This is a genomic window from Acidovorax sp. 107, from assembly GCF_003058055.1.
Taxonomy (GTDB): domain Bacteria; phylum Pseudomonadota; class Gammaproteobacteria; order Burkholderiales; family Burkholderiaceae_C; genus Acidovorax.
On record NZ_QBTZ01000001.1, the window covers coordinates 3,192,805 to 3,213,305 of the forward strand.

The 20,501-nt window shown below is 65.3% G+C and carries 20 protein-coding genes; 11 read left to right on the plus strand and 9 right to left on the minus strand.

Annotation, left to right across the window (positions count from 1 at the left end):
* Nucleotides 1–5 precede the first annotated feature (5 nt).
* The 5 genes from gyrB (at nt 6) to C8C99_RS14900 (ending at nt 7,194) form a co-directional block, all read left to right on the plus strand.
* The gene (gyrB, locus tag C8C99_RS14880) at nt 6–2,621 is read left to right on the plus strand and encodes a DNA topoisomerase (ATP-hydrolyzing) subunit B (RefSeq protein WP_108626142.1); all 2,616 of its coding nucleotides are present in this window, start codon (nt 6–8) and stop codon (nt 2,619–2,621) included.
* Nucleotides 2,622–2,687: 66 nt separating this feature from the next.
* A complete protein-coding gene (locus C8C99_RS14885; RefSeq protein WP_108626143.1) occupies nt 2,688–3,050 on the plus strand; it encodes a nucleotide pyrophosphohydrolase in 363 nt (120 codons plus the stop codon).
* Nucleotides 3,051–3,091: 41 nt separating this feature from the next.
* Entirely contained in the window at nt 3,092–5,572 is a 2,481-nt protein-coding gene (locus tag C8C99_RS14890) for a DNA/RNA helicase domain-containing protein (protein WP_233247232.1), read from the plus strand.
* Nucleotides 5,573–5,621: 49 nt separating this feature from the next.
* Nucleotides 5,622–6,455 (plus strand): DUF3883 domain-containing protein, encoded by an 834-nt coding sequence (locus C8C99_RS14895; protein ID WP_233247233.1) that lies wholly within the window; start codon nt 5,622–5,624, stop codon nt 6,453–6,455.
* Between the two features lie 325 nt (nt 6,456–6,780).
* Entirely contained in the window at nt 6,781–7,194 is a 414-nt protein-coding gene (locus C8C99_RS14900) for a YkgJ family cysteine cluster protein (protein WP_015011832.1), read from the plus strand.
* A 77-nt stretch (nt 7,195–7,271) separates the two neighbouring features.
* Here the strand turns inward: C8C99_RS14900 and C8C99_RS14905 are convergent, their stop codons facing one another.
* From C8C99_RS14905 to C8C99_RS14925, 5 genes are all read right to left on the minus strand, one after another.
* Nucleotides 7,272–8,726: an AMP-binding protein gene (locus tag C8C99_RS14905; protein WP_108626145.1), complete on the minus strand. Its 1,455-nt coding sequence runs from the start codon at nt 8,724–8,726 to the stop codon at nt 7,272–7,274.
* Nucleotides 8,727–8,773: 47 nt separating this feature from the next.
* A complete protein-coding gene (locus tag C8C99_RS14910) occupies nt 8,774–10,096 on the minus strand; it encodes a serine hydrolase (protein WP_108626146.1) in 1,323 nt (440 codons plus the stop codon).
* 70 nt (nt 10,097–10,166) lie between these two features.
* A complete protein-coding gene (locus tag C8C99_RS14915; RefSeq protein ID WP_056642070.1) occupies nt 10,167–10,739 on the minus strand; it encodes a thioredoxin family protein in 573 nt (190 codons plus the stop codon).
* Nucleotides 10,740–10,775: 36 nt separating this feature from the next.
* On the minus strand, nt 10,776–11,498 hold the full coding sequence (locus C8C99_RS14920) for a cytochrome c biogenesis CcdA family protein (RefSeq protein WP_082576825.1): 723 nt from the start codon (nt 11,496–11,498) through the stop codon (nt 10,776–10,778).
* Nucleotides 11,495–12,007, minus strand: a complete 513-nt coding sequence (locus tag C8C99_RS14925) for a DUF2147 domain-containing protein (protein ID WP_056642067.1) — start codon at nt 12,005–12,007, stop codon at nt 11,495–11,497. The genes C8C99_RS14920 and C8C99_RS14925 overlap by 4 nt, the downstream gene beginning before the upstream one ends.
* Nucleotides 12,008–12,186: 179 nt before the next feature.
* Between C8C99_RS14925 and C8C99_RS14930 the strand changes: the two genes are divergently transcribed.
* The 3 genes from C8C99_RS14930 to C8C99_RS14940 are packed head-to-tail and all read left to right on the plus strand — an operon-like array spanning nt 12,187 to nt 15,134.
* The gene (locus tag C8C99_RS14930) at nt 12,187–12,945 is read left to right on the plus strand and encodes a response regulator (RefSeq protein ID WP_056642194.1); all 759 of its coding nucleotides are present in this window, start codon (nt 12,187–12,189) and stop codon (nt 12,943–12,945) included.
* Nucleotides 12,942–14,261, plus strand: coding sequence for an ATP-binding protein (locus C8C99_RS14935; protein WP_108626147.1), 1,320 nt, complete (start codon nt 12,942–12,944; stop codon nt 14,259–14,261). The genes C8C99_RS14930 and C8C99_RS14935 overlap by 4 nt, the downstream gene beginning before the upstream one ends.
* 60 nt (nt 14,262–14,321) lie before the next feature.
* On the plus strand, nt 14,322–15,134 hold the full coding sequence (locus C8C99_RS14940; RefSeq protein ID WP_233247234.1) for a DUF72 domain-containing protein: 813 nt from the start codon (nt 14,322–14,324) through the stop codon (nt 15,132–15,134).
* On the opposite strand, the gene C8C99_RS14945 is transcribed toward C8C99_RS14940, so the two are convergent.
* Entirely contained in the window at nt 15,112–15,414 is a 303-nt protein-coding gene (locus C8C99_RS14945) for an acylphosphatase (protein WP_056642062.1), read from the minus strand. The two genes, C8C99_RS14940 and C8C99_RS14945, sit on opposite strands and share 23 nt — an antisense overlap.
* 68 nt (nt 15,415–15,482) lie before the next feature.
* Between C8C99_RS14945 and C8C99_RS14950 the strand changes: the two genes are divergently transcribed.
* The 3 genes from C8C99_RS14950 (at nt 15,483) to C8C99_RS14955 (ending at nt 17,491) form a co-directional block, all read left to right on the plus strand.
* Nucleotides 15,483–15,728, plus strand: coding sequence for an ATP-binding protein (locus C8C99_RS14950; protein ID WP_056642058.1), 246 nt, complete (start codon nt 15,483–15,485; stop codon nt 15,726–15,728).
* 81 nt (nt 15,729–15,809) lie between these two features.
* Entirely contained in the window at nt 15,810–15,956 is a 147-nt protein-coding gene (locus C8C99_RS23935) for a hypothetical protein (protein WP_156391390.1), read from the plus strand.
* Nucleotides 15,957–16,078: 122 nt separating this feature from the next.
* Nucleotides 16,079–17,491 carry a homoserine dehydrogenase gene (locus C8C99_RS14955; RefSeq protein ID WP_056642055.1) on the plus strand — a complete coding sequence of 471 codons (1,413 nt, stop codon included), beginning with the start codon at nt 16,079–16,081 and terminating at the stop codon, nt 17,489–17,491.
* A gap of 3 nt (nt 17,492–17,494) precedes the next feature.
* On the opposite strand, the gene C8C99_RS14960 is transcribed toward C8C99_RS14955, so the two are convergent.
* Genes C8C99_RS14960 through C8C99_RS14970 form a run of 3 tightly spaced genes read right to left on the minus strand, consistent with a single transcriptional unit; the run spans nt 17,495 to nt 20,270 of the window.
* Nucleotides 17,495–18,370, minus strand: coding sequence for an ABC transporter permease (locus tag C8C99_RS14960; RefSeq protein WP_056642190.1), 876 nt, complete (start codon nt 18,368–18,370; stop codon nt 17,495–17,497).
* A gap of 26 nt (nt 18,371–18,396) precedes the next feature.
* Nucleotides 18,397–19,257: an ABC transporter ATP-binding protein gene (locus C8C99_RS14965; protein WP_108626148.1), complete on the minus strand. Its 861-nt coding sequence runs from the start codon at nt 19,255–19,257 to the stop codon at nt 18,397–18,399.
* The gene (locus C8C99_RS14970; RefSeq protein ID WP_056642052.1) at nt 19,254–20,270 is read right to left on the minus strand and encodes an ABC transporter substrate-binding protein; all 1,017 of its coding nucleotides are present in this window, start codon (nt 20,268–20,270) and stop codon (nt 19,254–19,256) included. The genes C8C99_RS14965 and C8C99_RS14970 overlap by 4 nt, the downstream gene beginning before the upstream one ends.
* Between the last annotated feature and the right edge of the window lie 231 nt (nt 20,271–20,501).

A 20,501-nucleotide genomic window follows, 5' to 3' on the forward strand; every position in this document is an offset into this window, starting at 1 on the left:
CCACCATGACCGTTGACAACATTCCTTCCGAGCCCGAATCCTCCGGCGTCTCCGGCCATGTGGAGCCCACCGTCAACAAGATCGACACCAACCAGGCCGGCGCCAGCGAAAGCTACGGCGAAGGCGCCATCACCATCCTCGAAGGCCTGGAGGCCGTGCGCAAGCGCCCCGGCATGTACATCGGCGACACGAGCGACGGCACCGGCCTGCACCACCTGGTGTTCGAGGTGGTGGACAACTCCATCGACGAAGCCCTGGCGGGCCACTGCGACGACATCGTCGTCACCATCCACACCGACAACTCCATCAGCGTCACCGACAACGGCCGCGGCATCCCCACCGGCGTGAAGATGGACGACAAGCACGAGCCCAAGCGCAGTGCTGCCGAGATCGCGCTGACCGAACTGCACGCGGGCGGCAAGTTCAACCAGAACAGCTACAAGGTCTCCGGCGGCCTGCACGGCGTGGGCGTGAGCTGCGTGAACGCATTGAGCAAATGGCTGCGCCTGACCGTGCGCCGCGAAGGCAAGGTGCACCAGATCGAATTTGCACGCGGCTTCGTACAAGACCGCCTGCTCGACACCGTGGACGGCTTTGAAGTCAGCCCCATGAAGGTGACCGGCGAGACCGAAAAGCGCGGCACCGAAGTGCACTTCCTGCCCGACACCGAGATCTTCAAAGAGAACAACGACTTCCACTACGAGATCCTGGCCAAGCGCCTGCGCGAACTCTCGTTCCTGAACAACGGCGTGCGCATTCGCTTGAAGGACGAGCGCAGCGGCAAGGAAGACGACTTCTCGGGCGCGGGCGGCGTGCGCGGCTTTGTCGAGTTCATCAACAAGGGCAAGACCGTTCTGCACCCCACCTCGTTCTACGCCGCAGGCGAGCGCCCGGCCGAAACGTACGGCGGCATCCCCGGCACGCATATCGGCGTGGAAGTGGCCATGCAGTGGAACAGCGCGTACACAGAGCAGGTGCTGTGCTTCACCAACAACATCCCCCAGCGTGACGGCGGCACCCACCTGACCGGCCTGCGCGCCGCGATGACCCGCGTCATCAACAAGTACATCGAAGAAAACGAGCTGGCCAAGAAAGCCAAGGTTGAAGTCACCGGCGACGACATGCGCGAAGGCCTGTGCTGCGTGCTCAGCGTGAAGGTGCCCGAGCCCAAGTTCAGCAGCCAGACCAAGGACAAGCTGGTGTCGAGCGAAGTGCGCGCCCCCGTGGAAGACATCGTGGGCAAGCTGCTGACCGACTACCTGCAGGAAAAGCCCGCCGACGCCAAGATCATCTGCGGCAAGATCGTGGAGGCCGCCCGCGCCCGCGAAGCCGCCCGCAAGGCCCGCGAAATGACCCGCCGTAAAGGCGTGCTCGACGGTATGGGCCTGCCCGGCAAACTGGCCGACTGCCAGGAAAAAGACCCGGCGATGTGCGAGATCTACATCGTCGAGGGTGACTCCGCCGGCGGCTCCGCCAAACAGGGCCGCGACCGCAAGTTCCAGGCCATCCTGCCCCTGCGCGGCAAGATCCTGAACGTGGAAAAGGCCCGCTACGAAAAGCTGCTGACCAGCAACGAAATTCTCACGCTGATCACCGCCCTGGGCACCGGCATCGGCAAGGCCGGTGGCACCACTGGCGGCGACGACTTTGATGTGGCCAAGTTGCGCTACCACCGCATCATCATCATGACCGACGCCGACGTGGACGGCGCCCACATCCGCACCCTGCTGCTCACCTTCTTCTACCGCCAGATGCCCGAACTGGTCGAGCGCGGCCACATCTACATCGCACAGCCACCGCTGTACAAGGTCAAGGCCGGCAAGGAAGAGCTGTACCTGAAGGACGCGCCCGCGCTCGACGGCTTCCTGCTGCGCATTGCGCTGAACCATGCCAGCGTGAGCACCGGCGGCGCCAACCCGCAGGTGCTGACCGGCGAGACCTTGGGCGAGCTGGCACGCAAGCACCAGGTGGCCGAGAGCGTGATCGACCGCCTGAGCAACTTCATGGACGCGGAAGCCCTGCGCGCCGTGGCCGACGGCGTGACGCTGAAGCTCGACACCGTGGCCGAGGCCGAGGCCAGCGCCGTGGCCCTGCAGACCAAGCTGCGCGAGCTGAACACCACCGGCGCGCCGGCCGAAGTGGCCGGCGAATTCGACGCCCGCACCGACAAGCCGCTGCTGCGCATCAGCCGCCGCCACCACGGCAACATCAAGAGCAGCGTGATCACGCAGGACTTCGTGCACGGCGCCGACTACGCCGCCCTGGCCGAAGCCGCCGAAACCTTCCGCGGCCTGCTGGCCGAAGGCGCCAAGGCGATGCGCGGCGAAGGCGAGAAGCAGAAGGAAGAAAAGGTCAGCGACTTCCGCCAGGCCATGAAGTGGCTGATTGTCGAAGCCGAACGCACCACCAGCCGCCAGCGCTACAAGGGCCTGGGCGAAATGAACCCCGAGCAACTGTGGGAAACCACGATGGACCCCAACGTGCGCCGCCTGCTGCGCGTGCAGATCGACGACGCGATCGAAGCAGACCGCGTCTTCACGATGCTGATGGGGGATGAGGTGGAGCCGCGCCGGGATTTCATCGAAACCAACGCTTTGCGGGCGGGCAATATCGACGTGTAAGCCAGCCAAGTTGTAGTGAATTAATGAACAACGCCCGGCCTGCCGGGCGTTTTTACAAGCTTGCCTATGTCTGAAGTCGCCGCCACCACGCTGCAACAACTTGCCTTGCGCCTGCAGGACTTCGCGCAGCAGCGCGACTGGAGCCAGTTCCATTCACCCAAAAATTTGGCGTCTGCCCTGATCGTGGAGGCCGGCGAGCTGCTGGAGCACTTTCAGTGGCTCACTGAGGAGCAAAGCCGCAACCTGCCAGCGGACAAGAAGCAGGCCATCGCGCACGAGATGGCGGACGTTCTGCTGTATTTGGTGCAGATAGCTACGGCGCTGGACGTGAATCTGATCGAGGCTGCGAATGCAAAGGTGGCAATCAATGAGCAGAAATACCCTGCGGATCAAGCCAGAGGCAACAGTCGGAAGTACGACGAGCTGTAGCAACTAACCTCTGTGCACCACAATACCTTTGCCTATAGTGTTTGCAGCAATACGACGAAGGCCAGTGGATCAAAGTACAGGGGAGTGCATCGCGGGTGATCATCTACCAAGCCAACAAGCGCGAATTTCTGCAGCACGCTTTTGCGGACAACATCGAAGACGTTGTCTCCAAGCACTACAAACACGCTACTGGCCAAAGCGTTGGCCCCGCCGAGCTGCGGTCTTGGACCAATTCGCTATCGCACATGGCGAAGGTGCTCTACGACGACGAGATTCCCGACGATGCAGGCGTGGCTATTGAGTACCAAGTGCCGCAGACGTCCAAGCGCATCGACTTCCTGATCACCGGCCTGGACGAGCAGCGCCAGCCCAAGGTGGTCATTGTCGAACTCAAGCAATGGTCTGAAGCGCGAGTGAGCGAGAAGGACGGGATTATCTGGGCGCGGCGAGGGGGACGGGCCGGCGAGAGCGAAGGCGCGCATCCCTCGTACCAGGCCTGGTCGTATGCGGCGCTGCTCAACGACTTCAACACCGCCGTGCTGGATGACGGGATGGTGCTGCAGCCCTGCGCCTACCTGCACAACTATCCACAGCGCGACGGGGTGATCGACCACCCAAAATACACGCCCCACATCGACAAGGCACCCCTCTTCCTCAAACCCGAGAGGGATCGGCTGCAGGCCTTTATCCGGCAGCATGTGCGACATGGAGACTGCAAGAACCTGCTGTACCGCATCGAGCATGGCCGTATTCAACCCTCGAAGATGCTGGCAGATGCCGTAGTCGGCCTTCTGCAGGGCAAGAACGAATTCGTGCTGATCGATGACCAGAAACTGGTCTATGAGAGCGTGCTGGAGGCAGAGGCGAAGGCTGTCAATGGACCAAAGCAGGTCGTCATCGTGCAGGGCGGCCCTGGCACCGGCAAATCGGTGGTTGCAATTAACCTTTTGGCTGCGCTAATCGGAAAAGGGCGGAATGCCCGCTATGTGTCGAAGAACGCCGCGCCACGCGCCGTGTTCGAAGCAAAGCTAACAGGTACGTTCAAGAAGACCCGCATCAGCAACCTGTTCAGCGGCTCCGGTGGATTCACCGACCCTGCTGCAGACAGCTTCGATGCGCTGATCGTGGACGAGGCACATCGGCTCAACGAAAAGTCCGGCTTGTATGGCAACCTGGGGGAAAACCAGGTCAAGGAGATCATCACTTCGGCACGGTGCTGCGTGTTCTTAGTGGATGACGACCAACGGGTCACTATCGCGGATATTGGGCACACCGGCGAGCTACGCAAGTGGGCCGCTGCGTTGGGTGCGCAAGTGACCGAACTGAATCTGGCCTCGCAGTTCCGTTGTAGTGGTTCTGATGGCTACGTGGCCTGGCTAGACGACACCCTTGCCATCCGTTCCACAGCCAACCAGACGCTCGACACAACTGAATACGACTTTCGGGTGGTCGACAGCCCAACCGAGTTGCATGAGCTGATCGAAAAGAAGAACCAGGTTGCCAACAAGGCGCGGGTGGTGGCAGGCTACTGCTGGGGATGGCCCAGCAAAACGGATTCGCAGGCGTACGACATCGACATACCGGAGTACGGCTACCAGCGGCGCTGGAATCTCAGCCAAGACGGTAGCCTCTGGATTGTGACGCCCGGCTCAGTAGAGCAAGTGGGCTGCATCCACACCTGCCAGGGGCTGGAGCTTGACTATGTCGGCGTGATCATCGGCCCGGACCTTGTGTACAGGGAGGGTCAGATCCGGCCCGATGCTAACGGCCGCGCCCGATCTGACAAATCTATTAAGGGTTTGAAAAGCCTAGTGAAGAAGAACCCCGTCGCTGCCCAGGAGATGGCAGACCGCATCATCAAGAACACCTACCGCACACTGATGACGCGCGGAATGCGCGGATGCTTTGTGTACTGCACAGATCGCCTTTTGGCAGAGTACCTGCGATCGCGCTTGAGAGGCGTCGTCATGGAGCAACCTGTTGAGCACGTTGACAGGGGCATAGCTGCGAAAGCACCAGCAAGCAACGTTATCCCACTGCGGGTGGTGAGCGCCGCCGAACGAGCTGCCGGAAAGAATGCAGCCCCACTGATCGACCTGCGATTTGCAGCTGGTTCCTTCTCTGAATCGCAGTCGTTTGAAGAAGGCGCGCAACAGTGGATAGAACTACCGGACTGGATTCCATATCAGCCCGGCTTTTTTGTAGCCCAAGTGGTGGGCGAGTCCATGAACAGGCGGATACCCAACGGCTCTTGGTGCCTCTTCCGTGCGGCACCAGGGGGTACTCGCAACGGCAAGGTTGTGGTGGTTCAGCATCGCAGCATTGATGATCCGGAAACTGGCGGCAGCTACACCATCAAACGATATTCAAGTGAGAAGATCATGGAAGCAGATGGAACGTGGCGCCATACGCGCATAGAGCTGTGGCCAGAGACGGACAGCCCGGGATTTGAAGCTATCGTGCTGGAAGTTGGCGAAGACGAGGAGTTTGCTGTAGTCGCAGAAATGTTGACGGTGCTCTAATAACGCGGCACTCCGCCATCAGGAGTGCCAATGAGAGAAGGAGGAGGGGATGGATTGGTCGAGGGAAGAAGTTGAGGCCATCGTCGCAGACTACCTCCACATGTTGACGTTGGAGCTCGCCGGCCAAAGCTACAGCAAGACAGCGCACCGCCGCGCACTTCAGTCCAAACTCAACAGCCGCTCCGATGGATCGATAGAGTTCAAACACGGCAATATCAGCGCGGCCATGCTCGCGCTGGGGTTTCCATACATTCGGGGCTATCAACCACGTTCAAACTTCCAAGCACTCTTGCTCACTGTGCTTGAAGAGCAAGTAGGAACAAGGCCAGCGCTTGACCAAGCGGCGATGGTTGCGGTTCAGCAGCCTGCCATCGCTCCGCTGCAGTCAGATTTCTCGCAGGTGAAAGCGCCGGCGCCGATCAGACAACACCGAACCGCTGAGGCGCAAACACCACTGAGTTTCGCGGGAGTCAAAAGGGACTATCTGGAACGGGAAGCACGGAACCAATCGCTTGGTTTGGCGGGAGAGGAGTTTGTCCTCCAGTATGAACACTGGCGACTCAACCAGTTGGGCCAACCAAAACTTGCAAACCGCGTGGAACACGTCTCTCGCACCAAAGGAGATGGACTAGGGTTTGATGTGCTGTCATACGAAACTGATGGTCGTGAGCGATTCGTGGAGGTGAAGACCACGACTTTTGGGAAAGACACGCCGTTCTTTGTGTCGAGGGGCGAACTCAAACTGTCAACTCAGGCCAAAGACCAGTTCCACCTGTATCGCCTCTTTGAATTCAGAAAAACACCCCGCTTGTTTGCTTTGGTGGGAGCGCTTGAACAACACTGTTCATTGGACGCGATCACCTACCGCGCAAGCTTCAACTGAAATCAGTTCGCCCTGCACATCGACATCACCTCTGACGACGACGCCGACGATGCTTCCCCCGGCTGGTACGCCGTCGCCGCCCGCCTGGACCAGCTCTAGCCCAACCATGAGCCCACGCACTTTGGCACGCTGATCTCGCACATGCTGGGCGGGCCAGACCCAATGAACGACATCAGCACGTAACGGCGCACAGACCCAGTGCCGCGAGCGAACAATGCGGCGAGGGCTGACATTCACTGGAGGGGGGACTGCCAACGGGGGTCCGCGTGGTGCGATTGGCACGTTGGCGCGGCCTCAGAGTTCGGCCCAGGCACAATCCCACCCCATGCGCTCCCCCATCGCCATCGTTGACGTAGACCGCCTGGACACCTGGACCCGCTACCGCGCAGGCCTGTGCGACACCTGCGCGGCCAACTGCTGCACGATGCCGCTGGAAGTGCAACTGTCGGACCTGGTGCGGCTCGAACTGGTGGACCCGTTCGAGGCTGAGCATGAAGAGATTCGCCACATTGCCAAGCGGCTGCAGAAGGCGCGGCTGATTGACCACTTCAACCACAAGAACGCGATCTTCACGATGGCGCGGCGGGCGAGTGGGGACTGCAACTTTCTCGACCCCAAGACCCGACTGTGCACGGTGTATGACAAGCGGCCCGAGACCTGTCGCCTGCACCCGCAGAAGAAGAGCCCCAAGCCGGGCTACTGCGCCTATGGGGCGCGGGATTTGCAGCGGCGGGGCTGACTACAGACAAGCGCTGAGGTGGTTCACATCTCTCATCTGCGCAAGCCTACCGCCGTCAGCAACTGCGCCACCTGCGCTTACGCCATGTCGCGCAGCTCGCGGCGCAGGATCTTGCCGACGCTGGACTTGGGCAGGGCCTCCACAAACACGATCTGCCGGGGCACCTTGTAGGCGGTGAGCGCGGCGCGGCAGTGGGCTGCAATGTGGTCTGCATCCACCGGTGGCGCAGTGCCCGCCGCGCGCACCACATACAGCCGCAGCGCCTCGCCCGTCTTCTCGTCTGGCACACCGATGCAGGCGCATTCCAGCACGCCAAGGCAGGCGGTGGCCACGGCTTCGACTTCGTTGGGAAAGACGTTGAAGCCTGAGACGATGACCATGTCCTTCTTGCGGTCCACGATCTTGAGGAAGCCGCACTCGTCCAGCTGGCCGATGTCGCCGGTGCGAAAGTAGCCGTCGGGCGTGAAGGCGGCGGCGTTGGCCTCGGGCTGTTGCCAGTAGCCGCCCATAACCTGGGGGCCTTTCACGCAGACCTCGCCGGGCTGGCCCAGGGGTGCGGGGTGGCCCTGGTCGTCCAGCAGCCGCAGGTTGGAGAAGTCCACGCCCTGCGTGCCGGGGTGCGCTGCCAGCCCGGCGTACAGCGTGTTGACCCCCATGAACACGCTGGGGCGCGCGGCGTTCAGCACGTGGATCAGCGCGTCCAGGTCACGCGGGTTGGGCACCAGCCAGTTGCGTGCGCCCACCGCAAAGTAGCTGATCAGGTTCACCATCAGCGCGAAGATGTGATACAGCGGAATGGCCGTAACGACGACCTCCTGCGCGGGGCGCAGGGCATCGGGCACGAAGGCCTTGAACTGCTCCACATTGGCCACCAGGTTGCGGTGCGTGAGCATGGCGCCCTTGGACAGGCCGGTGGTGCCCCCGGTGTACTGCAGGAACAGCAGGTCGCTACCCTCCAGCACGGGCGGCGCAAAGGGCAGGGTGGCGCCCTCGGCCAGGGCGCGCGCGAACGAGGTGGTGGTGTGCAGGTGGGCATCCACCTGAGGTCCGGGCAGGTCGGCTGCGATGCCGTCGCCGGGCGCCACGGTGATGATGCTGTGCAGTTCCACCCGGTCCTGGATGGCGGCCAGGGTGGCGGTAGACCCGGCATAGATCACCATCACCCGGGCGCCTGCGTCTAGTAGCTGGTGCTCCAGCTCGCGCGGAGTGTAGAGCGGATTGACGTTGACCTGCACGCAGCCTGCGCGCGCAATACCGAGCATGGCGATAGGGAACGCCATCAGGTTCGGGCACATCACGGCGATGCGGTCGCCCTTGCGCACGCGCAGCACGTTCTGCAGGTAGGCCGCAAACGCGCGGGATTGCTGGTCCACATGCGCATAGGTCAGCGTCTGCCCCAGGCAGGTGAATGCGGGCCGGTGCGCGTAGCGCTGCATGGCGGCACACAGCAGGTGCACGATGCTGGGATGGCTGTCGGGATCGATGTGGGCAGGGATGGCGCCATAGCTGGCCAGCCAGGGTTGGGGGGACATGGTGAAACGGTCCTCGATGAGGGTGGAGCAACAACGTGCGGGCAGGCTCAGCGCACGGCCTTGGCCAGCGCCGCAAAGGCTTGCCGGTCCAACGCGTGGGTGAAGGCGGTGTTGGGCACGGGGTGCGTGGAGAACTTCACAACCACCAGCTCGGCCGCCGGGTTGATGTGGATGTGCTGGCCCATCAGGCCCTTGGCTTCAAAAGTGCCATCGGCATCGTGGGGTATCCACCACTGGTTGTGGTACGAGTAGCCCGCACGCATGGCCGTGCCAGGGGCCTTGATGAACTGGGCGGGGTCGGCCCCTTTGCGCAGCTCGGCAATGGTGGCGGGCGAGACGATCTGCTGGCCGTTGAAGCGGCCATTGGATCGCAGCATCTCGCCCAGACGGCCCAGGTCGCGCAGAGTGGCGTTCACGCCCACGCTGGTGGCCTGGCCGCCGTTGGCATCGGCAAAAACGTACGCGTCCTCTTGCGTGCCCAGCTTGGACCAGATGCGCTCGGACAGCAGCGTAGCGTAGCTCTTGCCGGTGACGCGCTGCAGCAGCCAGCCCAGCACTTCCGTGTCCACCGATTTGTAGGCAAATGCGGTGCCGTGCTCGCCGTCCTTTTGCACAGTGGGCAGGTGCTCGGCCATGCTCTTGGCCCCATTGCTGCCGGGGCGCGCAGGCTGCAGGCCCGCAGCGGCCAAGTACTGAAAGACACCGGAGGTGGGGTCCGCAAAGTCTTCTGCGTATTTCACGCTGGTGGTCATGTCCAGGGTCTGCTGCACGGTGGCATCGGCCCAGGCGCTGTTGGCCAGCTCGGGCAGGTAACGCACGATGCGCGCACTGGCGTCGATGGCGCCTTCCTGGATGAGTTCGGTCACCAGCAGCCCCACCAGCGATTTGCTCATGGACCACAGCACATGTGGCTGCTGCGGCTGCATGCCGATGTGATAACGCTCATACACCACACGGCCCCGGTGCAGCACCAGCAGGGCGTCGGTGTAGGTGGCCTTCTGCCAGTCGGCCAGCGTGGTGGGCGCGCCCTTGTCGTCGGCAAACGCCAGCGTGTCGGGCAAGGCACGCGGCGCTGCGGGCAGTGCGCTGGGCGCTGCTGCACCGCGCCAGATGGTGGCCGTGGGCCCCAGTTCGCGCAGGTGCTGCGCGGCCCAGCGCACGTTGGGGTACTTGAGGATGTTGGCCAGGCGCACGACCTTGTCGGGCGCCGGAGGGAAGCCCTGCATCAACTGCAGGGTCACAGGGTTGGTGGCGTCCGGCGGCGGCAGCTGCGGAGCCTGGGCCTGGCTGTCAGGAGCGGCCCCCAGCAGGGTGCAGGCCAAGGCGACGGCGGTGAAGGAAGGGGTGAGGTGGCGATGAAAAGAGCGCATGGTGAGAAGGCCTCGGTCAAGAAACGTGGGATGGGGAAGAACAAAAAGGACACGGAATCGGTCGGGCCGATCAGCCCCGCGCGGCCAGCAAGGTGCGGATCACGCCCTCGGTGCGCTCGTACTCGCCTTCGCCAAAGTGCTTGTAGCGAATGCGGCCTTGCGCATCGATGAGGTAGGTGGCGGGCCAGTACTGGTTGCCGTAGGCCTTCCAGGTGCCGTAGCGGTTGTCCTGTGCCACAGGGTGCTTGACGCCGTGGCGGCGCATGGCAGCTTCCACATTGGCGGTCGGGCGCTCGAACGGAAACTCTGGCGTATGCACGCCCACCACGGTGAGCCCCTGGGGCGTGTATTGCTCGGCCCAGCGGTTTACATGGGGCAGGGTGCGGATGCAGTTGATGCAGGCGTACGTCCAGAAGTCCACCAGCACCACGCGGCCGCGCAACTGCGCCAGGCTCAGCGGTTCGGAGTTGAGCCAGCGCTCGATGCCGGTGAACTCGGGCGCAGCGCCCAAGTCGGGCAACGCTGCGGCGGGGCTGGCGGGGCCCGCTGCATACGCCAAGCCAGGGGCCGCCAGTGCAGCGGCCATCGACGCCAGGAAAGCGCGGCGCTCGGAAAAGCGCGGGGAAGAGGGGTGCAATGTCATGGTGAAAGCTCCTTGCAATCGGTGGGGTGTCGCCCCTTACAGGCCGCCCCAGCCCGAGGGATAAAACTGCGTAAGCCAGACGGTGATCTGCCCATCCACCTCCCACAGCATGGCCAGCGCGATGGCAATGACCACCACGCCAAACACCTGCTGCACGCGGTGCGCGTGGCGGGCAATGCGGCGCACATGGGTGGCGGCAGCCTGGCCGCCGTAGGCGATGGCCAGCATGGGCAGCGCGGCACCGGTGGAATACGCGAGCAGCAGCACGGCGGTGCCCACGCCCGCAGGCTCCGTGGCGATGAGGGTGAGGATGGAGGCGAGCACAGGCCCGGCGCAGGGCGTCCAGACCGCACCGAGGCTCAGGCCCAGCAGCAGCCCGCCCCAGTTGCCGCCCCCGCTGCCCATGCCCAGGCTGGCCAAGCGGTTGAGCACGCCGCCCGCATGTTGGCTGAGCCATTGGAACGGCCGGGGCCACAAGGTGAGCACGCCAAACACCAGCAGCATCACGGCGGCAAAGCGGCGCAGGCCTTCTTGCGACACACCCAGCACCTGCGTGAAGCTGCTGAACAGCAGTGCCACGGCCGCGAACGACAGTGCAAAGCCCAGGGCAATGAACAGCGGGCGTGTGCGCTGTGCTGAGTCGGCACCGCTCACCGAGGCCCCCAGCACCACGGGCAGCATGGGCAACACGCAGGGCGCGCCCACCGTGAGCATGCCGGCGGCCACCGCCAGCCATGGCGAGGTGGTGGCCATGGTCATTGCCCGCTCCCCTGCTCGGCCGCTGGGCGGCGCCACACCTGGGTCTTGCCGAACAGCGGAATGCCCACATACGCGTGCACCAGCAGTTGCTCCGGCTCGGCTGGCGTCAGGTTGACGCGGTAGGTCTTGGCGTTCTCGCGGTTGTAGATTTCGCCCTGGTACTCGCTGCTGCCGCCCTCCGCCGGGCGCAGGCCCGACAGCAGCGTCATGCCCAGCGCAGGCCGCGCGTCGGCTGCCGCCATGTCAGCGCCCGGCGCGCTCATGGAGCGGTTGGCCAGCACGCGCACCACCTTGCCGCACAGGGCGTTGCCACCGGCGGGGTTGCAGGGTGCGATGTTCACTTCCAGATTGCCGCTTTCGGTGATCCAGCGGCCCAAGGGGGCTTTAGGGTGGGTTGCACCCGGCGCAGGTGCCGCGGCGGCTGGCGGCGCTGCCGCAGCCTCTTGCGCGCTGGCTGCCTGCGCCAGGCCCAGGGTCAGCAGGGCGGTCACGGCGATGGATGGTTTCATGGCAAGGTCCTCGTGAAGTTCAGGAAGACCGCATTGAAGCCAGCGCAGGTATCGGCGATTTGTCTGGCCAGGGCCGTTTGGTATGCGCGCTTGTCGATGCACGGTGCAGACAAGTTCAGATACATACGGGCCTGAAGTCACCCCACCGCGCGCACGCCAAAGCCCGGACAATGGCCGCCATGACGACGCCCGCTCCCGACCACATCCTGATCGTCGATGACGACGCTGGCATCCGCGAACTGGCTGCCGAGTACCTGCAGCGCCAGGGCCTGCAGGTGAGCGTGGCCGCCGACGGGCGGCAGATGCGTGAGGTGCTGGCCACACAGCGCATCGACCTGCTGGTGCTGGACCTGATGCTGCCGGGTACCGACGGCATCACCCTGTGCCGTGAGCTGCGCAGTCCCGGCGCGCCGCCGCTGCCCATCATCATGCTCACCGCGCGCAGCGACGAGGCCGACCGCATCCTGGGCCTGGAGCTGGGTGCAGACGACTACCTGACCAAACCCTTTGCCGCGCGCGAGCTGCTGGCACGCATCCACGCCGTGCTGCGGCGCACGCGCATGCTGCCGCCCAACCTGGCCGTGGCCGAACCCGCGCGCCACCTTGCGTTTGGCGACTGGCGGCTGGACACCACCGCACGCCACCTGCTCGATGCCACGGGCGCGGTGGTGGCACTGTCGGGCGCCGAATACCGGCTGCTGCGTGTGCTGCTGGACCACCCGCAGCGCATCCTCACACGCGACCAGTTACTGCAGCTCACGCAGGGGCGCGATGCCGATGTGTTCGACCGCTCCATCGACCTGCTGGTGAGCCGCGTGCGCCAGCGGCTCGGCGATGGTGCGCGCGGCTCGCGCTACATCAAGACCGTGCGTAACGAGGGCTATGTGTTCTGCGCCGATGTGCAAGCAGCACCAGCACCCGCAGGAGCCGCGCCATGACGCTGCGCTGGTGGCCGCGCTCTTTGTTTGGGCGCATCTTGCTAGTGATGGCACTGGGCCTGGCGCTGGCGCATGCGCTGACGTTTGTGCTCGCGTTCACCGAGCGCAGCATGACCATGCGACGGGCCATGGTGTCGTATTTCGCCAGTGACGTGGCCAGCTCCGTGGCCATGCTGGAACGCCTGCCCGCTGCCGAGCGCGCGCAGTGGGTGGACCGGCTGGCACGCCGCAACTACCGCTTTGCGCTGGTCGAACCGCTGGACGCCCCCGCAGACCCGTCCCAACTCGCACGCCTGGTCGCCAGCGCCGTGGCAGCCACACTGCCTGCCGACCGGGCCGTGCAGGTGATCGACCCCCATGTGCCGGGCACCGAGCTGCGGCTGCAGCTGCGCCTGGCCGACGGTACGCCCCTGGCCGTGGACATGGACGAGCCCCGGCTGCAGATCTCGCCCTGGGTGCTGGGCGCACTGGCGCTGCAGCTGGCGCTGCTGGTGGGCCTGTGCGCCTGGGCCGTGCGCGCGGCCACGCGGCCCCTGCGCACGCTGGCCGATGCGGCCGATGCGCTGGGGGCCGACCGCCCCGCCGTGCCCTTGGCTGAAGACGGCCCGCGCGAGGTGCAACGCGCCGCCGTTGCCTTCAACCACATGCAGCAGCGCATCCAGACGCACCTGCAGGAGCGCATGCAGATCCTGGCCGCAGTTTCGCACGACCTGCAAACACCCATCACCCGGCTGCGCCTGCGTGCAGACTTGCTGGACGACACCACGCTGCGCGACAAGCTGCACGCCGACCTGGCCGAGATGCAGTCGCTGGTGGAAGAGGGCATTGCCTACGCGCGCTCATCACAGGCCGTGCGCGAGCCCCCGCAGCGCGTGGACCTGCGCGCGCTGGTGGAAAGCATTGCGCGCGACTACGCCGATGCCGGCTTGCCGGTGCAAATGTTGCAGGCGGTGGATGTGACCTGCGACACCCGCCCCCAGGCCCTGCGCCGCCTGCTGTGCAACCTGGTGGACAACGCGCTCAATTTTGCGGGTGCTGCCGAGCTGACGCTGGAGGTGGAGAGGCCGGGCCAGTGGCTGGTACGCGTGCTGGATCGCGGGCCTGGCATCCCCCAGACTGACCTCGCCGCCGTGCTGCAGCCCTATGTACGGCTGGAAGATTCGCGCAACCGGGGCACCGGCGGCACCGGCCTGGGCCTGGCCATTGCCAGCGAACTGGCCAAGGCCCTGGGAGGCCGCCTGGTGCTGGGGCCGCGCGCAGACGGCGCGCAGGGGCTGGAGGCGCGGGTGGAGCTGCCGGAGGCGCTCCCCGCATAGGCGTGCGCGCAAGCGCCGCTGCTACAGTGGCCGCTCCGTGGACTCTCAAAGGACACCGCCGTGGACACCTCTGCTAGCACCCGCCAGAGCGAGATCAGCGCAAGCAATCGGCACATCCGCGTCGGCATCGGCGGCTGGACCTTCGAGCCTTGGCGCGGCAGCTTCTACCCTGCAGGGCTGGCGCACAGCAAGGAGCTGCAATACGCCAGCCGACAGCTCACAGCGATCGAGGTCAACGGCACCTACTACAGCACCTTCAAACCCCCCACCTTTGCCAAGTGGCGCGATGACACGCCCGAAGGCTTTGTGTTCTCGCTCAAGGCCAACCGCTTTGCGACCCACCGCCGTGTGCTGGCAGACGCGGGCGATTCGATCGCGCGGTTTGTCGAGAGCGGCATCTCGGAACTGAAGCACAAGCTTGGGCCCATCGTGTGGCAGTTCATGCCGACCAAGGCGTTTGATCCGAGCGACTTCGAGGCCTTTCTGGCCCTGCTGCCGCAGCAGGTGGACGGCCTGCGGCTGCGCCACGCGCTGGATGTGCGCCACCCCAGTTTTGCGACGCCCGCGTTTGTGGCGCTGGGGCGTCGGTATGGCTGCGTGCCTGTGTACACCGACTCCGATCAATTCCCCGCCATCGCAGATGCGGAAGCCGACTTTGCCTACCTGCGGCTGATGCGCAGCCAGGCCGATGTGCCCACGGGCTACACCGCCGAGGCGATTGCGCAATGGGCGCAGGGCGTGCGCACCTGGACCAGCGGCGCGCGGCCACGCGATGTATTCGTGTTCTTCATCAACGGCGCCAAGGAGCGAGCGCCTGCCGGGGCAATGGAGTTGCTGCGGCAGCTGGGCGCTACAACGTCTCCCGCTGCGTGAAGCCCTGCGGCGCCTCGCCACCATCGGGCACATTGCCCACTACCACGCTGTCCACCCGCGCATGCTCCGGCCCCTGGTGCGCCCAGTCGATCAGCGCCAGCACGGCGGGTTCCGGGCCCCAGGCGCAGGCCTCCACACGGCCGTCCTGGCGGTTGCGCACCCAGCCCGTCACGCCCAGGCGCGCGGCGGCCTGCACCATGGACCAGCGGTAGCCCACGCCCTGGACATGGCCGGTGATCAACAGATGGCGGGTGACGATGGAGTTGGGTTCTGCATTCATAGGAGCACTGTAGCGCGCGCCTTGTGGGGAGCCCGCTCCCGGGGCACACTGCCAGCACCCGGCACCCCATGACCACCACAACCCCCAAGGCCTTGCCCACCATCGACCCCCAGCGCTGCACCGGCTGCGGCTGGTGTGTGGCGGTGTGCCCGCCGCATGTGCTGTCCCTGCAGGTGTTGGGCACGGGGCCCTGGGGCCCCAAGTGCTCCGCCCTGCACGATGCGCCCGGCTGCACCGGGTGCGCGCTGTGTGCGGTCCGCTGCCCGTTCGATGCGATCCGCATGGTGCGGGTGGCGGCCACCCAGGCCAGGTGAGGCCGTTGCGCCACAAGCCGACAAAGGTGGGTACAAGCGGGATGACAGGCCCTGGCCCGCATCCGGTACACTGTGCTCTTCATGTCGTACACCGCCATCCCCTCCACCACGCACGCCGCTGCCTTCCAAGGCATGGGCATGATGCCGCCCGCATTCACGCGGGCCAATGGTGAGCAGCGGGCACTGGGTGCACGAATGATTACCACCATTACCGCCGCGGCCACCTGAGCACGCGCAGGTGGCCGTTTCGGCAGCCACCTGGTGATCGCTCTCTTCTCCCCCAAGACGAATGCACGAAACCCAGCTCTGGCAGCTGGGTTTTTTTGTTTGTTCGTTAGCCGGAGAAGTCCATGTACCGCGATCCCGTCCAGTCCCTTGAAGCCCCGTTGTTGCCGTCGTCTGCCACGGCCATGCGCCCCCTGCGCGTGGGCATGATCGGCATTGGTACCGTGGGCGCAGGCACCTTCCGCGTGCTGGCGCGCAACCAGGCGCTGATTGCCGCCCGTGCGGGCCGGGGCATCAAGCTGGTGGTGGTCTGCGCCCGCAGCCTGGCCCGCGCCATGAGCGTGGTGGGCAAGGACGTGGCGCTGACCAACGACCCCATGCAGGTCGCCACGCACCCCGACGTGGATGTGCTGGTCGAGGCCGCCGGCGGCACTGCCCCCGCACGCGACTGGGTGCTGGCCGCCATCCGCGCGGGCAAGCATGTGGTCACCGCCAACAAAGCGCTGCTGGCCGAGCATGGCAACGAGATCTTTGCCGCCGCGCGCCAGCACGGCGTGGCCGTGGCGTACGAAGGCGCTGTGGCCGTGAGCATCCCCATCGTGAAGGCGCTGCGCGAGGGCCTCACGGCCAACCGCATCGAATGGGTGGCAGGCATCATCAACGGCACCACCAATTTCATCCTGAGCAAGATGCGCGACGAAGGCGTGGGCTTTGCCGAAGCCTTGGCGCAGGCCCAGGCACTGGGCTATGCCGAGGCAGACCCGACGTTTGACATCGAGGGCCTGGACGCGGCGCACAAGATCTCGCTGCTGGCAGCCAATGCGTTTGGCATGCCGGTGCGCTTTGCCGACGCGCAGGTGGAGGGCATCACCACGCTGCAGGGCCTGGACGTGGCCTGCGCCGAACAGCTGGGCTACCGCATCAAGCTGCTGGGTGTGGCCAAGCGGCGTAAACATGGCGATACGGACGGCGAGGCGGAAGGCAAAGTGGAGGGAGTGGAGCTGCGCGTGCAGCCCGCGCTGGTGCCCGCCACGCATTTGTTAGCGCATGTGAACGGGTCGATGAACGCCGTGATGGTCAAGGGCGATGCGTCCGGCGTGACGATGTATTACGGCGCGGGCGCGGGGTCGGAGCAGACTGCGTCGGCCGTGATTGCCGATCTGGTCGATGTGGCACGGCTTGATGGCACCCACGCGGCGCAGCGCGTACCGCACCTGGGCTTCCACCCCCACGCCGTGGACAAGCAACTGGCGGTGCTGCCCCGTGCGGCCGTGCACACCCGCCACTACCTGCGCGTGCCGGTGCACAGCGCGCAGCAGATCGAGGCCGTGGGCGCCTGGCTGGCTGCGCAGCACGTGCCCGTGCTGCAGGTGGCGCTGGCACACGACAAGGCCTTGCCTCCCGGCAGCGGCCCCCAGGTGCTGGTGCTGACCGATGCTGTGGCGCAGGCCACCGTGGACGCAGCCGTGCATGCGCTGGCCGTGCACCCGGCGGCGGCCGGGCCGGTGGTCACGCTGCGGGTGGAGGTGCTGGCGTAATCCTCAGAATGCGGCGGGACGCCACTTGAGCAAGCGCCTTTCCAGCTGGCTCAGCAGCAGGTCCGCCGCCAGCGCCACCACCGCCAGCACGATCATGGCCGCGAACACGCCGCTGGCATTGAAGGCGCCCTGCGCCGTAGAGATCAGCAGGCCGATGCCTTCCTTGGCCCCCAGAAACTCGCCCACCACGGCGCCCACCAGGGCAAAGCCAAAGCTCACGCGCAGGCTGGCCAGAATCCACGAGGTGGCGGCCGGAATGACGATGGCGGTGGTGAGCTGGCGCGCCGACGCGCCGAGAATCTGCGCATTGGCGATCATGTACTTGTCGGCCTCCCGCACGCCCTGGAAGGCGTTGCTGAAGACGACGAAGAACACCATCACCACCGCCAGCGCGACCTTGGACGCCATGCCCAGGCCCAGCGCAATGACGAACACCGAGCCCAGCACCACACGCGGGATGGAGTTGGCGATCTGGATGTAGAGGCTGAACACGTCCGACAGCAGCTTGTTGCGGCCCAGCAGGATGCCGCAGACCACGCCACCCACAGCGCCGATGAGAAAGCCGAGCACGGTTTCTTCCAGCGTGACCAGCACCTGTTGCCACAGCGGGCCTTGCGAGGTGCCCTCGTCCACCCATTCCACGATTTGTGCCCAGATCAGGCTGGGCTGGGAGTAGAAGAAGGGGTCGATCCACTTCAGGCGGGCGGCGATTTCCCATCCGCCCAGTACGACCAAGAGCACGGCCAGGCGCAGGCCGATGATGGTGTAGCGGCGCTGGCGGATCGCCGCCTGGGCCGAGGCGGATTCGCGGGCCAGCGCTTCGTCGCTGAGCGCGGCTGGCAGGGCGACAGCGCCCGGGGTGGTGGTGAGGGTGTTCATGGTGGTTTGTTCCGTGAAGGTGGGGGTCACTGGATCACGACTTCCTGGCGCAGGTCGTCCCAGATGTGCTTGGACAACTCGACGAAGTGCGGGTCGTAGCGCACTTCGGACATCACGCGTGGGCGCGGCAGGTCGATGTCGTACACGCGCTTGAGCGTGGCGGGGCGGGCCGACAGCACGAACACCCGGTCCGCCAGCGCGATGGCCTCTTCCAGGTCGTGCGTGACAAACACCACCGAGCCGCCGGTGCCGGACCACAGCTTGAGCAGCTCGTCCTGCATGAGGGTGCGGGTCTGCATGTCCAGCGCCGAGAACGGCTCGTCCATCAGCAGGATCTCGGGGCGGTTGATGAAGGTCTGCGCCAAGGCCACGCGCTTGCGCATGCCGCCCGACAGCTGGTGCGGGTAGTGGTTGCCGAACTTGTCGAGCCCCACGCGCTGAATCCATTGCTGCGCCAGGTCCCGGGCCTCGGCCTTGCGCATGCCGCGAAACAGCGGGCCTGCGGCCACGTTGTCGAGCACGCTGCGCCAGGGAAAGACGGCATCGGCCTGGAACACGAAGCCGATGCGCGGATCAATGCCGTCCACCGGCTGGCCCATCACGCGCACCTGGCCCACGGTAGGGCGCAGCAGGCCGGTGATCATGTTCAGCGTGGTCGACTTGCCGCAGCCCGTGGGCCCGACGATGGCCACGAACTCTCCGCGGGCCACACTCATGCTGAAGTTGCGCAGCGCGACCGTGGCGTTGCCGTCCTGCGAGATGAAGCGCAGCGACACGTCGTTGAACTCGATCGCGGGGGCTGTGCCGGCAGCGGATGCCGTGGCCGCCGCAGCGCGTGCGGCCGTGGGGGCAGTGAAACCGGCGGAGACGGTGGCCGCGGCGCTCATGGCTTGGCTCCAGCCACAAAGGCGTTGGTGAAGGTCTTGGACAGATCGATGTTCTTGCTGCGCACCTGGGGCTTGTAGGTGGCCAGCACCTTCAGCACGTTCTCGGGGCCGCCGTCGGGCATGCGGGCATCGGTGGTGAACATGGGCACGGAGGCCCGCAGGGCCTCGATGTACAGCGCCTTGTCGTTGCCGTAGTAGTCGCGCGGCACCTTCTCGGCAATCTCTTCGGCCGTGTGGGTGTGGATGTAGTGCATGGTGCGCGCAAAGGCGCGGCCCAGCTTGGTGGCCTCGGCCTTGTGCGTTTCGGCCCAGCTGTTTTGCACGTACAGGCTCGCGGCGGGGTACAGGCCGCCCAGCGCCTTGATGGTGTCGGCCTCGTTGCGCAGGTCCACCAGCACCTTGGCCTCGCCGCTCTTGAGCATTTGCGACACGGTGGGCTCGGTGGTCATGCCGGCCTGGATGCGGTCCTGCTTCATGGCCGCGATGAAGGTGTTGCCCGCGCCCACGGGCAGCAGCGAATAGTCCTTCTGCGCCACGCCCTGGCGGTCGGCCAGGTAGCGCGTCAGAAAGTCGGTGGACGACCCCAACCCCGTCACGCCCAGCGTCTTGCCCTTGGCATCGGCCATGGACTTGAAGGTGGGCGCGGCCTTGGTGGACACCAGCTCCACCTCGCCCGGCACCTTGCAGAACACGGCAATCGCCTGGATCTCCTTGCCCTTGGATTGCAGGTCGATGGTGTGGTCGTAGAAGCCCACCACGCCCTGCACGGCGCCCGCGATGAGCTGGTTCTCGGCATCCACGCCGGTGGGCTGCGACTGCAGCTCCACGTTCAGCCCTTCGTCCTTGAAGTAGCCCAGCGCCTCCGTGAGCTTGGCGGGCAGGTAGATGATCTTGTTGATGCCACCCACCATGATGGTGATGGGCGCATCAGCCGCTTGCGCGAGGGGTGCAGCTACAGCCATCAGGCTGCCCAGGGCAAGGCCCAGCATATGGCGTCGGGTCGGGATGTTCATGGAATGTCTCCTGCTCAGTGGTGGATGGCGCCCCGCGCGCTGTGTGTACTTCGCGCCGGGATGAAGTGACTGTAGAAAGTGGCATCCTTCAATCAGCTTTCGCCCGGAGCTGCAATTCCCTAGGGTTAACCCCAAATCACCTCCCATCGGCTGGCAGTCCCATCGAATCAGCCGCTATCAGCTATCAAAACATGAGCACGCCCCAGGCGGGGACGATAAACTGGTGCCCAC